The following is a 12,799-nucleotide window of genomic DNA, read 5'->3' as shown; positions in this document are numbered from 1 at the left end:
GCGCAGGGTGGCGATGCGGGGTGTACCGTGCCAAGCTTCAGCACAGAGCAGGGAGGTGAAGCCCATGAGTTTCCGCGCGCTGGTGACCAACAAGGACGCGGCAGGCCAGGTGAGTTCGGCCGTGGAGGAACTCGCCGAGGAGCGGCTGCCCAAGGGCGATGTGACGGTCGACGTGGAGTGGGCCGGTTTCAACTACAAGGACGGCCTTTGCCTTACCGGGGCAGGTGGGCTGGTGCGCAGCTATCCCCATATCGCGGGCGTCGATTTGGCCGGTCGCGTGCGCGAGAGCGCCGACAAGCGCTATGCGCCGGGGCAGGCAGTCATTCTCACCGGGTGGCGCGTGGGCGAGACCCACTGGGGAGGCTTTGCCGAACAGGCGCGGGTCAAGGCCGATTGGCTGGTGCCGCTGCCGGAGCGGCTTTCGACGCGCGAGGCAATGGTGGTGGGCACGGCCGGACTGACCGCCATGCTCGCCATCGAGCGGCTGGAGCAGGCGGGGCTAACGCTTTCTGCGGGAGAAGTATTGGTCACCGGGGCGGCGGGAGGTGTGGGTTCGATTGCGACTTCGCTCCTGGCGCGGTTGGGCTATTCGGTTGCAGCGCTTTCGGGGAGGCCCGAACATGCCGAAGCGCTCAAGCAATTGGGAGCAGCTCGGGTGGTCGATCGCGGCGAGTTCCTCGCAGCTCCCGACAAGCCGCTCGAGTCAGCGCAATGGGCGGCAGCGGTGGACAATGTTGGCGGAGCAGTCTTGGGCAAGCTCCTCAAGCAAATTGCCTATGGCGGGGCGGTGGCCAGCATCGGCAACGCAGCTGGTATAACGCTTGAGACCAATGTACTGCCATTCATTCTCCGGGGGGTGTCGCTGCTTGGCATCGATAGTGTGATGCAGCCCTATGCCGCGCGGGTTGCAGCCTGGCAGAGGATTGCCGACACCTTCGATTTCGGTGCGTACAGCCCGATGACCGAGGAAGCGCGGCTGGAAGACCTACCCGCTCGGGCAGCCGAGATACTCCAGGGCCAAGTGCGAGGGCGGCTGGTCGTGCAACCGGGCGCCTAGGCCACGAACACGTTAGATGAAGGCTTCACCTTTCTCCCGCATAGTGGCGCGATGAATGATTTGACGCCGAACCTCGTCCGCAGCTTGTCCCACGTCACCGACTGGGTATTCGATCTCGACAACACGCTTTACCCGCGCAGCTGCAACCTCTTTGCACAAATCGACGTGCTCATCACGAACTACGTGATGGAGGTGACGCAGCTCGAGTTTGCCGCCGCACGCGAACTGCAGAAGGGCTATTATCGCGACTATGGCACGACGCTGAATGGCCTCATGCAGCGGCACAAGATCGATCCCGATCATTTCCTCAATACGGTGCACGCCATCGACTATGCGCCGGTCGACCCGCACCCAGATTTGGTGGAGGCCATCCGGGCCTTACCGGGTCGCAAGTTCATCCTCACCAATGGCGACACCGGCCACGCTCGCTCCGTGTTGCGCCGGCTGGGAGGAGACGAGCTCTTCGAGCATGTGCACGATATCCGGGCCATGACCTTTGTGCCCAAGCCGCATCGGCAGGCTTATGACGGCTTCTTCTCCGCCCACGGGATCGATCCAACGCGAGCGGTGATGTTCGACGATCTCGAAAAGAACCTCGTGGTGCCACACGAGGTCGGCATGGGCACGGTGCATGTCGTGGCTGCTGCCGATTTCGTCCACGAGCAGGTGGATGCGTGGGAGCTCGGACGTGCCAGCGGTCCGCATGTGCATCACGTAACCGAGGACCTGGCGCGGTTTCTGCGCGAGTTGCCCTGATCTCTACATGCTGTTGAGGTGAAGGAAGTTGCCGTCGGGGTCCTTGAACCAGACCATCTTGAAGTCGCCATCCTTGTGAATGTCGCCCTCGCGCTTCATGCCATCGTAATGCTCGAAATGAACGCCTTTGGAGCGTAGGTCTTCGACGATCGCGTCGATCTCTTCGCCCACGGCCCAAACCACGGCATTAGCCTTGTTGGTGCCGGCATATTCAGAGACGTAGACCACGAGCGAGGTCTCGCCCGTCCGGTATTCGAGCACAAAGTCGTCGCCCTGGATCAGTTCGAGCCCCAGCGTATTCCCGTAGAACTCGCGCGCGCGAGCGATGTCGCTGACCGCGACAATCGCGGCTGAGTCCTTGTCCTTGAGCATAGGTCTATTCCTTTCCGTGTTCTCTCGTTTGGCAACTCGCAATGCTGCGCACGAGTTGATGACAGGGACAAGGCCGTTGCCTTGCACCCATCGCCACAGGGCGCTAACACTTAGTCCATCGGCAAAGACCGATGGACCAGCGGCGGGGAGCCGCCCAACCTCAGGGAAACTATCATGGAATATCGTCGCTTGGGTAAATCCGGCCTCAAGGTCAGCGAACTCTCGCTTGGCAGCTGGGTCACCTTCGGCAAGCAGGTGGACGAGAGCGAAGCCATGGCGTTGATGAGCCTCGCCTATGACGCAGGCATCAACTTCTTCGACAATGCCGAAGGGTACGAGGCCGGGGAGTCCGAAGCGCTGATGGGTGCAGCACTCGAAAAGCTCGGCTGGAGCCGCGACAGTTATTCGGTGTCCTCAAAGGTTTTCTGGGGTGGCGACAAGCCAACGCAACGCGGGCTGTCCAAAAAGCACGTCACCGAGGCCTGCCATGCTGCGCTCAAGCGCCTGCGCGTAGACTATCTCGATCTTTATTTCTGCCATCGGCCTGATATCGACACGCCTATCGAGGAAACCGTCTGGGCGATGCACAACCTCATCACCCAGGGCAAGGTGCTCTATTGGGGGACCTCCGAGTGGAGCGCTCAGCAGCTGACAGAGGCCTGGGCGGTGGCCAAGGACCTCAAGATCACGCCGCCAGTAATGGAGCAGCCGCAGTACAATCTTTTCGTACGCGAGAAGGTCGAGGGCGACTACCTGCCGCTCTACGATCTCATGGGCCTGGGCACCACCATCTGGTCGCCACTAGCTTCGGGCGCCCTGACCGGCAAATATAATGACGGCATCCCCGAGGACAGCCGTTTCAATCTGCCCGGCTATGAGTGGCTGAAGAAAGAGTGGACCAGCGAAGCGGGGCAGGGAAAGCTCGCTAAGATCCGCCAGCTTGCCGATCTGGGCAAGCAAATCGGGCTGCCCATTCATCATTTGGCGCTGCTCTGGTGCCTGCGCAACCCGCATGTGTCCACGGTAATCCTGGGTGCCTCCAAGAAGGCGCAACTGGAGGACAATCTTTCAGCGCTTGAGGCCAAGGACAAGCTGACGCCGGACGTGCTGGAGCAGATCGAAGCGATCATGGGCAACAAGCCTGCCGAGCCGCGCCGCTTCTAAGCCTATGCGGCGGGGGCGATTGCGTCCCCGCTTTCCCTCCTTGAGGCGCCCGGCTATCGTGCCACAATGACCGACCTTCCCGGGCGCCGCCCGCCGCCCGTCCCCGAGAATGCGCCCAGCTTTCGCGAGCGCCTCAACAATCTACGCCATCTGGGACGTCTCCTGGCGCAGATCTGGCGCACCAGCCGGTTTCTGACGTCCGCCAGCATTGGCCTGAGGCTCGTAGCGGCGTTCCAGCCGCTGGCGATGCTCTATGTCGGCAAGCTTATCATCGATGAGGTCGTGCGCCTGACCGGCATCACTCCACCGGGTGGCGATTTCGGTGCGTGGTGGAAAAGCGGCGTGCTCTCCACGGTCGCTCTGCTGCTGGCGATCGAATTCGGCCTCGTACTGGTGTCCGATGTCCTGAACCGCGCCACCGGGCTTGTCGACTCTATCCTCGCCGAACTCCACTCCAATACCGTGAGTGTCGAGCTGATGGCCCACGCGGCCAGGCTCGATCTCATGCATTTCGAATCCGCCGAATATCAGGATCGATTGGAGCGGGCCCGCCGACAGGCCGCCGGGCGCAACGCGCTTCTGAGCCAGGTCTTCGGACAGGCGCAGGATATTATCACTGTCATCACATTGGCAGCCGGTCTTTTTGCCTATGCACCCTGGCTTGTTCTGCTGTTGCCGCTTTCTTTCGTGCCGTCCATCTGGGGCGAGACGCGGTTCAACACACTGGCCTATTACCTGTCGCGCTGGCGCACGCCCGAGCGGCGGGAGCTCGAGTATATCCGCCATATCGGTGCTAGTGCCGAAACCGCCAAGGAGATCAAGCTTTTCGGGCTGGGTGGCTTTCTCGTGGCGCGGTTTCGCACGCTCGCCAACCAGATCTTCGTCGAGAACCGTAGCATTGCCATCCAGCGGGCCAGCTGGGGCGGTCTCTTCGCCGCCATTGCCACGATCACCTATTACGGCGCCTATGGCTTTATCGTTTGGCGCACCATTACCGGTGTCTTTTCCATCGGGGACCTGGCCTTCCTGTCCGGATCGTTCCTGCGGCTCAACGGCCTCTTCCAACGCATCCTGCTGGGCTTTACCCAGATCGCGGGACAGTCGCTCTACCTCGACGATCTCTTCTCCTTCTTCGAAATCGAACCGACCATTCTCTCGCCGGGCGAGCCCAAGCCTTTTCCGGCCCCGATCCGGCAGGGCATCGTCTTCGACAACGTGGGCTTTCGCTATCCTGAGAGTGATGCCTGGGCGATCCGCCATCTCAGCTTCACCCTGGCGGCCAGTGAAACGTTGGCGCTGGTGGGTGAGAATGGCGCGGGCAAGACCACCATCGTGAAACTACTGACACGCCTCTATGACCCCGATGAAGGGCGCATCACTGTTGATGGGATCGATCTGCGCGATTTCGCGGTCGCCGACATTCACACCCATATCGGGGTGATCTTCCAGGACTTTATCCGCTATTCGCTGACCGCTCGTGAGAACATCGGGGTGGGGCGCATCGAGGCGCAGCACGAGCAAGGCCGGATCGAGAGCGCCGCCGAAAACAGCCTTGCCGACCAGGTCATCGCCAAGCTGCCGCAAGGTTATGACCAGCAGCTGGGCCGGTTGTTCAAGAAGGGCCGAGACCTGTCGGGCGGGGAGTGGCAGAAGGTGGCGATCGCCCGCGCCTATATGCGCGACGCCGAGCTCATCATCCTCGACGAACCAACGGCCGCCCTCGACGCCCAGGCCGAGGCGGATGTGTTTGCCCGTTTCAAGGGCCTCGCCGCGGGGAAGACAGCCGTCATCATCTCGCATCGCTTCTCGACCGTGCGCATGGCCGATCGCATTTTGGTTCTAGAAGATGGGGGGATCTTGGAGGCCGGCACGCATGAGGAGCTGCTGGCGCGGGCGGGCCGCTATGCCGAACTCTTCGAGCTCCAGGCGGCGGGCTACCGGTAAAGAAAAAGGCCCTCCCGACGGGAGGGCCTTTGTCGATGGCTTATTCGTTCACGTCAACTGTCAGATTGAGGGCCGTGATGAGGCCTTCGGGATTAGCCGCAGCCGCCATCAGGACGAGGAGCGAGGTGGGGTTCGCCGGGTTGACGGAGATTTCCAGGCTCTGCGGATCGTCAAGGAAGTTGTCGATGGCCGGATCCAAGAGGTCTGCCAGCGACGCTACACCGACGCCAGCCAGCATGTTTGCAGCCTGGGCCTGCAGCGTCTCGACGAAAGTGGCACGGTCAACGCCCGCCTTCTCGGCGTAATAGTCGAGGAGATTACCTACCAGCGAGGCGTCGTCATAGCGGATCGAGGCCGAGGCGATCTCCACATTCTGCATCAGCGCCATGCCCTGCATCATCTGGGCCTGCGCCTCTTCTTCGCTAAGTTCCTCGTCGCTCTCGGCGTTCATCTCGCCCATGGCGTTAACTTCTTCGAGCAGTTCGGGGGTCACGCCGGTGACATCGAAGGTGATGTTGAGCGAACCCAGATCGGCGAAATCGAACAGGAATTCGTCCATGACCATGTGGCCATCATCGAGCGACCAGGACAGCGTCTGGGTGACGTCGCCGCTGATTTCGCTCAATCCGACTTCTTCCAGCATGGTCTCGGCATCGCCGTCTACCACGTCGTTTAGGGTTACAAGGTCAGCCCACAGGCCGGTAATGGCCAGCTCGGAGGTGACGGATTGGAGATCCTCGGCACCGAGTTCAGGATCGAAGGTGCTGGAGGCGACCAGCGAGTCCATGGTGATGACCTCTTCGCCTTCGCGCGTGATGGCGAGTGGACCGGTGGAGATGCTTTCAACCAGCTGCAGTCCGTCCGTTGCGGTCGGCTCTCCAGCAGGAATGTAGAGCCCTTCGGCACGAATATCGGCTAGGGTTATGTGGCCGGGAGGCTCGGCGTTGATGGGGGTGTCGAGGTCCGGAACGGTGAGGCTGTCGACCAGATAGCTGCCGTCTTCGCGTTCGGTTACGCCAGAGAAGGTGAAGGTTGTCTCGGTGGTGACATCCTCATGGTCTTCCTCTTCATCCACGAGGTTGGCCGTGACGCCTTCGACCGTAATGGTATCGCCATCCAAAGTAGCGGGGCCGAATTCCAGATCGTAGCCGAAATGGCGGTAGACTTCTTCGACGCGATCGACGAAGGCCTGCGCTTCCAGCGCCTGGGCAGGCTGCATCAGGGTAGCCGTGGCGGTCGTTGCCAACAGCATCATGGTGGCAGTTCTGGTGATCCTCATGCTCTTCTCCGGCTGTGTTCTGGTGTGTTCGTTGGGCGCTCAGTGGTTCTTTAGCCGAACCATGCCGCGCCCTTTGCAGATGACGTTCGGTCTCAGCGATTGCAATAGATGGAAGCGCCAATCGTTCCGAGCAATCGCACGAGTGTTATTGGAGCATAGGAGGCACGACAAAGCTGTGACGGCGGTTTGTTGCTTCAGCCGCCGGCGTGCTCGAGAAACTGCTTATAGGCCGGGTTCGCCGTTTCGTCCCAATAGGGGAAGCCGACCGCGTCGATATGGGCGATGAAATCGGCACGCGTTGCGGGCGGTACCTGCACCCCCACCAGCACACGGCCATAATCGGCACCGTGATTGCGGTAGTGGAAGAGGGAAATGTTCCAGGCGTCGGTCAGGCCTTCGAGGAACTTGAGCAGCGCACCGGGGCGTTCGGGAAACTGGAACCGGTAGACATGTTCGTCCACAAGGTCAGCCACCCTGCCGCCCACCATGTAGCGGACGTGGAGCTTGGCGACCTCGTTGTCGGTCATATCCGTAACAGCAAGCCCATGGGCCTCGAGCATGCTGATGATTTCGCGCTTTTCCGCGTCGCCGCGCCCCAGTTTAATGCCCACGAAAATGCGGGCCGTGGCGCCATGGGCATAGCGGTAGTTGAACTCGGTGATGGAGCGCTGTCCCAAGAGGCGAATAAAAGCCCGATAGCTGCCGGGGCGCTCGGGGATTTCGACCGCGAACAGCGCCTCCGCCCGTTCCCCGATCTCGGCACGCTCGGCGACATAGCGCAAGCGGTCGAAATTTACATTGGCGCCCGAGTTGATGGCGATGAGGGCGCCGCGCGGCGCTTCGCCCCGCTCCACCTGCCGGCGCAAACCGGCGAGCGCCAGAGCTCCTGCGGGTTCGGCGATGGCGCGCATGTCATCGAAAATGTCCTTGATGGCCGCGCAGATCTCGTCGGCGGTTACGGTGACGATATCGTCGAGCAGCTCGCGACAAAGCCGGAACGTCTCGGTACCCACTTGCCGCACCGCCACGCCATCGGCGAAGAGCCCGACCTGGTCGAGCGCAACGGGGTGGCCTGCCGTGATGGCAGCCTTCATGCTGGCGGCTTCTTCGGGCTCGACCCCGATGACGCGAATGTCGGGGCGGAGGAATTTTACGAAAGCGGCAATCCCAGCCGCGAGGCCACCGCCGCCCACCGGCACATAGATGGCGCCGATATCACCGGGGTGCTGGCGCAACAACTCCATGCCGATCGTACCTTGGCCGGCGATCACATCGGGATCGTCGAACGGATGAACGACAACGTATCCATGGCTTTCCGCCAGTTCGGCCGCATGGGCACGCGCCGCATCGAAGCCATCGCCGAACAGCACCACTTCGCCGCCCAGACGGCGCACCGCCCCCACCTTGATGACAGGCGTCGTCGTAGGCATGACGATGATGGCACGGATGCCCAGCCGCGTCGCCGACAGGGCAACGCCCTGGGCATGGTTGCCGGCAGACGCACAGATAACGCCGCGTGCCCGCTCTTCGGCGGTCAGCTGCGCAATGCGGTTGTGGGCGCCGCGGATCTTGAAGGAAAAGACCGGCTGCATGTCCTCGCGCTTGAGCAGCACGTCCGCACCCAACCGCGCTGACAAGAGCGGCATCTTTTCGAGCGGGGTTTCCTCGGCGACCTCATAGACTGATGAGGTGAGGATGCGGCGAACATAGTCCTGCATGGCGGTACTCCAACTTGGCGGGTGAGGAACGCTGGTTGCGCGCCATAGTCAACCCGGCACCCCCTCATGCCGCATTGGCTCTGGCTGCATGGCGCGCACCTCGCCACAAGGGCTGCAAAGGAAACAGGGCCATGACCATTTGGGTGAGCGCCGCCATGCTCTTGGCGGTCTTCGTGACATCGACGATATCGGGCATTTTCGGCATGGCCGGCGGGCTCATCCTGCTGGCGCTGCTGCTGACCATTCTGCCGGTCGCGACGGCCATTGCGGTGCAGGGCGCCATCCAGATTGTCGCCAATGGCTCGCGTGCGTTTTTCTCCCGCACCCATATCGATTGGCCCATCCTGGGCACTATCTCACTCGGTCTTGTTGTCGTCGGCGCGGTGCTGTTTGTGCTGCGTTACACCCCCGACCTCGCCACGGTCTGCATTGCCATCGGGCTGATGCCGATCCTGGTCTGGCTGCCAACGCGCTGGCTGGTGCTCGACGCCAGCAAACCGCACCACGCTTTCATCTGCGGCGTGATGAGCGGGGGGCTGAACCTTACCGTGGGCGTGGCTGGGCCGTCGGTCGACGTCTTTTTTATCCGCACGCCCATGGACCGGCGCAAGATCATCGCCACCAAGGCGGCAACGCAGGTACTCTCCCATGGTGCCAAGGTGGTTTTCTACTGGAACGCCGCGACGGCGCTGACGCCGCTCGAATGGTCGGCGGTGATCGTCGCGGCGCCGGTTGCCGTGCTGGGTACGAGCGCCGGCTATTGGGTGCTGCAGCGCGTCACGGACACCAACTTCAAGGCCTGGACGCGCTGGATCGTCACTGCCATCGGCATTTTCTATCTTCTGCGCGGCATCTCCCTGATGATCTGAGGCACAAGCCCCGCTATTGTGGGGGGATCATGACTTCATTCGACAGCGTTACGGCGCGCCTCATCCTCCTTCTGGCCGAGACTGGATCCATCGGTCGCGCGGCCGAACGCGAGGGCATTGCCTCCTCGGCGGTGAGCCGCCGCGTCTCTGATCTCGAAAGCCGGTTAGGCGTGGTCTTGTTCGACCGCTCCGCACAAGGGGTGCGCCTTACAAAGGCGGGGGAGGCTTATGCCGAGGGGTGCCGGACCGTCCTGCGGTCCATTGCCGATCTCGATCTGGTCATGGCCGATTTCGGCGCAGGCCTCCGCGGGAGCCTACGGCTGGCTTGTACCAGCTCCGCATTAACGGGCCGGCTGCCCGAGCTTCTGGCCCGCTACAGCGCCAAGCACACCGGTATCGAGCTTGCCGTGAGCGAGATGGGTGCTGCCAAGGCGCTCTTGGCACTCGACGAGGGACGGGCGGATATCGCCATCGTCTCGGACAATTACGATTTTGCCCGTTTCGAGATCAGACCTTTCGAGGATGACCGTGTTTGGGTGCTCGCGCCGCCCGATCATCCGCTGGCCGAGAGCATCGATCCGCGCAAGGAGATCGCTTTTGCCAGGGTTCTCGACCACACCATTGTAGGTATCCACCACGCCGGTTCTCTCGATCGTCTGCTCGGTCAGGCCGCAGCCGCAGCCGGCAAGACCCTGATCGAAACCCTCCGCGTCGAGAGTTTCCCGGCACTGGTACGGATGGTTGAGGCGGGCTTTGGTATCGGGTTCCTGCGCTCCACAAGTTTGCATCTCCTGGCCGGCACTGACCTCGTGTGTGCGCCCTTGGGGGAACCCTGGGCTTTCCGCCAGCTGCTGGTGGCACGGCGCAAGTCGAGCCCGCTGTCGGCCGCGATGAAGAGCTTCATGGCGCTGTGCTCCGAAACATACGTGCCGTCGCGCTGAGCCACTTGCGACAAACTCGGCCATTGAGTTGCCCCAGAGCGCGTCCTATCACTTGGCCCATGAGCAAGACGCACAGCAGAACCAGGGAGATCGGTACAGCGCTGGCCGTGCTCGCCATCTATCTGCTGACGGTCCTGGCCCCGATGCATCATGCTCGGGCGAGCCAGCTAGCGTTTGAAGAGCTCGGCTATGTCACACTCGATGCTGGTTGGGCGCTCTGCATACCCTTGGGCAGCGATCCAATGGACGAGGGGCAATCCCGGCCGGCCAAATGTCCGGCGGCTGGCGTCGGCAAGATCGATTTCGCAGGTCCGCCGCTCGCCGGTGCCCCACTCGATTTGCCTTTGCTGGTCGTTCCAGACGGGAAGTCGCGAGCGGCGATACCCGAGCCGGCGCCTGCCTCCCCCCCCAGCGGGTCCCGCGCCCCTCCGAGACGGGTCTGACGCGCCTTCGTCCTCAGCCCCTGTTGTTCGGAAATCTAGTTATGACCCGTCTTATCCAAGCAGCCTTTGCTGCTGCTGTCCTTTTTGCCACGCCAGCCCTGGCCCATAATGGTGTTGTCCACCTCGGCCCCATCGACATTTCGCTGCCATTCGCCCGCGCCACGCTCCCCAACGCGCCGGTTGGCGGCGGCTTCCTCACCATCGAGAACACCGGCGCCGAAGCGGACCGCCTCATCTCCGCCAGCTCTCCGGCTGCCGCGGAGGTCCAGTTGCATGAAATGGCAATGGATGGCGAAGTCATGCGTATGCGCCAGCTCGAAGACGGCATCGAGATCCCAGCCGGCGGGACCGTGACCCTCGAACCGGGCGGGCTCCACATCATGTTCATGGGCCTCAGGGAGCCTTTCGTCGAAGGCGAAGAAGTGCCGGTGACCCTGACCTTCGAACAGGCCGGTTCGGTCGAGATCAAGCTGCCGGTCCTTGCTGTTGCTGCGGATGCAGCACCCGCCCATGACGGCCACCAGGGGCATTGAGATGGCGCTGCACACCATTCGCACTTGGCTCTGGATTTCCGTCATCGCACTTGCGGTAACAGTGGGCGCCGCAGCGTTGCTGCTCCGCCAGCAGGGAACGACCGCTGTCGCCAGCACCAGCACTGGCCCCTCGACCTTCGGCAAGGGCAGCTATGAACTCGTAGACCATCGCGGCGACGCTATGGACGAGACCATGTTCATTGGGCAGCCCTCGGTGCTGTTCTTCGGCTTCACCCATTGTCCCGAGGTCTGCCCCACCACCATGGCCGAAATGGCCAGCTGGTTCGAGACACTAGGCCCTGAGGCGCAGGATCTCCGCGCCTACTTCGTCACCGTGGACCCCGAGCGCGATACGCCCGAGATCGTGGGCGAATATGCCAGCTGGGCGGGGGAGCAGATGACCGGCGTCACCGGTACGCCCGAGGAGATCGCCAAGATCGCCAAAGCCTGGGGCGTCTACTACGAGAAGGTGCCGCTCGAGGGCGACGATTACACCATGGACCACACCGCCTCGGTTTATCTGATCGACGACAAAGGCGAGTTCCAGGGCACGGTCGCGTATCGGGAGGATAAGGACACCGCCTTGGGCAAGCTGCGCAACCTGCTGGCAAAGTCCTGAAGCGTTCCTTCGAAAAGATGATGTGCGAAGTCAAATTTGGTTTTGACTCCGCACGTCGGCCTGAGTACTAACCGGACAAGCGTCGTCAGCTTTAGCCCGGCGCTCCAGTTTTGACCGCCAAATCGGAATGGAAGTCCCGTGCAGCACCACACTCGCATCTCCGCCTTTGCCGCCGCCTTGATGGCTGGCGCGCTGTCGATGACCAGCCTTGTTTCGGCCCAGGAAACAACCATCACCCACGCTCAGGGCGAGACGACGATAAACGGCGTCCCCGAGACCGTGCTGGTGCAGGACTGGGCCGTGTTCGACAATCTGAGCGCCCTTGGCGTCGAGGTCGATGGCGTGCCCTCTTCCAACGCACCGTCCTATTTGGCTGACCAGATCCCGGCCGACGCAATCCAGATCGGCTCGCTGTTCGAGCCCGATTTCGAAGGCATCGCCGCTGCCGAGGCTGATATCTACCTGGTTGCCGGTCGTTCACGTACGGCGTACCCGACCGCTTCCGAGATCGTGCCGACCGTCGACCTCTCGATCGACAACAACGCCATTGTCGAGGGCGTCAAAACCAATCTGACCAAGCTGGGCGAGATCTTCGACGCCGAGGACAAGGCTGCCGAGCTGATCTCCAACCTGGACGCCAAGGTTGCCGAAGTGCAGGCCGCCGCTGAAGACAAGGGCAACGCTCTGGTGCTGGTGACCAATGCTGGCAATATTGGCGTTTATGGTCCCGATTCCCGTGTCTCCTGGATCTACAACGAGATCGGTCTTGAGTCGGCTATGACCGAAGTGGAAGATGGCGACCACGGCGGGGACAGCGTCTCCTTCGAGTACATCCTTGAGATGAACCCCGACTGGCTCTTCGTTATCGACCGCGACGCCGGTGTCGGTGAGAGCACCGGCGCGGCCGCCGCACTCCTCGACAACGAGTTGGTCAACCAGACCTCCGCCGCCAAGCAAGACCAGATCGTCTATCTCGACCCGCAAGCCGCTTACATCACCATGCATGGTTACAATGGATTGATGTTGATGCTCGATGAGGTTCTCGCCGGCCTCGACGCCTGATAGAGACCTTCCCAAGCTGATTGCGAGCCCGGCGGTCCGTCC

The 12,799-nt window shown here is 62.1% G+C and carries 13 protein-coding genes; 10 read left to right on the top strand and 3 right to left on the bottom strand.

Annotated features, from left to right (window positions below; all coding sequences use genetic code 11):
- The first annotated feature begins 64 nt into the window (after nucleotides 1-64).
- A complete protein-coding gene (locus QOV41_RS18205; RefSeq protein ID WP_284578293.1) occupies nucleotides 65-1,057 on the top strand; it encodes an acrylyl-CoA reductase family protein in 993 nt (330 codons plus the stop codon).
- Between the two features lie 51 nt (nucleotides 1,058-1,108).
- Nucleotides 1,109-1,813, top strand: coding sequence for a pyrimidine 5'-nucleotidase (locus QOV41_RS18200; RefSeq protein WP_284578291.1), 705 nt, complete (start codon nucleotides 1,109-1,111; stop codon nucleotides 1,811-1,813).
- Nucleotides 1,814-1,816: 3 nt separating this feature from the next.
- Here QOV41_RS18200 and QOV41_RS18195 read toward each other — a convergent pair whose 3' ends face one another.
- The gene (locus tag QOV41_RS18195) at nucleotides 1,817-2,185 is read right to left on the bottom strand and encodes a VOC family protein (protein WP_284578289.1); all 369 of its coding nucleotides are present in this window, start codon (nucleotides 2,183-2,185) and stop codon (nucleotides 1,817-1,819) included.
- Between the two features lie 174 nt (nucleotides 2,186-2,359).
- Between QOV41_RS18195 and QOV41_RS18190 the strand changes: the two genes are divergently transcribed.
- Complete coding sequence (locus tag QOV41_RS18190) at nucleotides 2,360-3,349, top strand: potassium channel beta subunit family protein (RefSeq protein ID WP_284578287.1); 990 nt, start codon at nucleotides 2,360-2,362, stop codon at nucleotides 3,347-3,349.
- A gap of 66 nt (nucleotides 3,350-3,415) precedes the next feature.
- Entirely contained in the window at nucleotides 3,416-5,293 is a 1,878-nt protein-coding gene (locus QOV41_RS18185; protein WP_284578285.1) for an ABC transporter ATP-binding protein, read from the top strand.
- 40 nt (nucleotides 5,294-5,333) lie between these two features.
- Here the strand turns inward: QOV41_RS18185 and QOV41_RS18180 are convergent, their stop codons facing one another.
- Together QOV41_RS18180 and ilvA are read right to left on the bottom strand one after the other, a co-directional pair.
- Entirely contained in the window at nucleotides 5,334-6,572 is a 1,239-nt protein-coding gene (locus QOV41_RS18180; RefSeq protein ID WP_284578283.1) for a hypothetical protein, read from the bottom strand.
- Between the two features lie 194 nt (nucleotides 6,573-6,766).
- The gene (gene ilvA, locus QOV41_RS18175) at nucleotides 6,767-8,290 is read right to left on the bottom strand and encodes a threonine ammonia-lyase, biosynthetic (RefSeq protein WP_284578281.1); all 1,524 of its coding nucleotides are present in this window, start codon (nucleotides 8,288-8,290) and stop codon (nucleotides 6,767-6,769) included.
- Nucleotides 8,291-8,421: 131 nt separating this feature from the next.
- Here ilvA and QOV41_RS18170 point away from each other — a divergent pair, with 131 nt between their 5' ends.
- From QOV41_RS18170 to QOV41_RS18145, 6 genes are all read left to right on the top strand, one after another.
- Nucleotides 8,422-9,159 carry a TSUP family transporter gene (locus QOV41_RS18170; protein ID WP_284578280.1) on the top strand — a complete coding sequence of 246 codons (738 nt, stop codon included), beginning with the start codon at nucleotides 8,422-8,424 and terminating at the stop codon, nucleotides 9,157-9,159.
- Nucleotides 9,160-9,188: 29 nt separating this feature from the next.
- Nucleotides 9,189-10,100 (top strand): LysR family transcriptional regulator, encoded by a 912-nt coding sequence (locus QOV41_RS18165; RefSeq protein ID WP_284578278.1) that lies wholly within the window; start codon nucleotides 9,189-9,191, stop codon nucleotides 10,098-10,100.
- Between the two features lie 59 nt (nucleotides 10,101-10,159).
- Nucleotides 10,160-10,543 carry a hypothetical protein gene (locus QOV41_RS18160; protein WP_284578277.1) on the top strand — a complete coding sequence of 128 codons (384 nt, stop codon included), beginning with the start codon at nucleotides 10,160-10,162 and terminating at the stop codon, nucleotides 10,541-10,543.
- A 41-nt stretch (nucleotides 10,544-10,584) separates the two neighbouring features.
- The gene (locus QOV41_RS18155) at nucleotides 10,585-11,076 is read left to right on the top strand and encodes a copper chaperone PCu(A)C (protein ID WP_284578276.1); all 492 of its coding nucleotides are present in this window, start codon (nucleotides 10,585-10,587) and stop codon (nucleotides 11,074-11,076) included.
- Nucleotides 11,054-11,695: an SCO family protein gene (locus QOV41_RS18150; RefSeq protein ID WP_284578275.1), complete on the top strand. Its 642-nt coding sequence runs from the start codon at nucleotides 11,054-11,056 to the stop codon at nucleotides 11,693-11,695. Before QOV41_RS18155 ends, QOV41_RS18150 begins: the two co-directional genes overlap by 23 nt.
- Nucleotides 11,696-11,833: 138 nt before the next feature.
- Entirely contained in the window at nucleotides 11,834-12,757 is a 924-nt protein-coding gene (locus QOV41_RS18145; protein WP_284578274.1) for a siderophore ABC transporter substrate-binding protein, read from the top strand.
- Nucleotides 12,758-12,799: the final 42 nt, after the last annotated feature.

The sequence above is a fragment of the Devosia sp. RR2S18 genome (assembly GCF_030177755.1).
Lineage (GTDB): Bacteria > Pseudomonadota > Alphaproteobacteria > Rhizobiales > Devosiaceae > Devosia > Devosia rhizosphaerae.
Note: the sequence above shows the minus strand (reverse complement) of the source record. Positions and strands in the feature narration are given on the sequence as shown.

What these genes read in the sequence shown, in the direction of transcription:
- QOV41_RS18195 (WP_284578289.1), bottom strand. Translation starts at nt 2,185, where the DNA reads ATGCTCAAGGACAAGGACTCAGCCGCGATTGTCGCGGTCAGCGACATC.
- QOV41_RS18205 (WP_284578293.1), top strand. Translation starts at nt 65, where the DNA reads ATGAGTTTCCGCGCGCTGGTGACCAACAAGGACGCGGCAGGCCAGGTG.
- ilvA (WP_284578281.1), bottom strand. Translation starts at nt 8,290, where the DNA reads ATGCAGGACTATGTTCGCCGCATCCTCACCTCATCAGTCTATGAGGTC.
- QOV41_RS18150 (WP_284578275.1), top strand. Translation starts at nt 11,054, where the DNA reads ATGACGGCCACCAGGGGCATTGAGATGGCGCTGCACACCATTCGCACT.
- QOV41_RS18155 (WP_284578276.1), top strand. Translation starts at nt 10,585, where the DNA reads ATGACCCGTCTTATCCAAGCAGCCTTTGCTGCTGCTGTCCTTTTTGCC.
- QOV41_RS18165 (WP_284578278.1), top strand. Translation starts at nt 9,189, where the DNA reads ATGACTTCATTCGACAGCGTTACGGCGCGCCTCATCCTCCTTCTGGCC.
- QOV41_RS18170 (WP_284578280.1), top strand. Translation starts at nt 8,422, where the DNA reads ATGACCATTTGGGTGAGCGCCGCCATGCTCTTGGCGGTCTTCGTGACA.
- QOV41_RS18185 (WP_284578285.1), top strand. Translation starts at nt 3,416, where the DNA reads ATGACCGACCTTCCCGGGCGCCGCCCGCCGCCCGTCCCCGAGAATGCG.
- QOV41_RS18190 (WP_284578287.1), top strand. Translation starts at nt 2,360, where the DNA reads ATGGAATATCGTCGCTTGGGTAAATCCGGCCTCAAGGTCAGCGAACTC.
- QOV41_RS18160 (WP_284578277.1), top strand. Translation starts at nt 10,160, where the DNA reads ATGAGCAAGACGCACAGCAGAACCAGGGAGATCGGTACAGCGCTGGCC.
- QOV41_RS18180 (WP_284578283.1), bottom strand. Translation starts at nt 6,572, where the DNA reads ATGAGGATCACCAGAACTGCCACCATGATGCTGTTGGCAACGACCGCC.
- QOV41_RS18200 (WP_284578291.1), top strand. Translation starts at nt 1,109, where the DNA reads ATGAATGATTTGACGCCGAACCTCGTCCGCAGCTTGTCCCACGTCACC.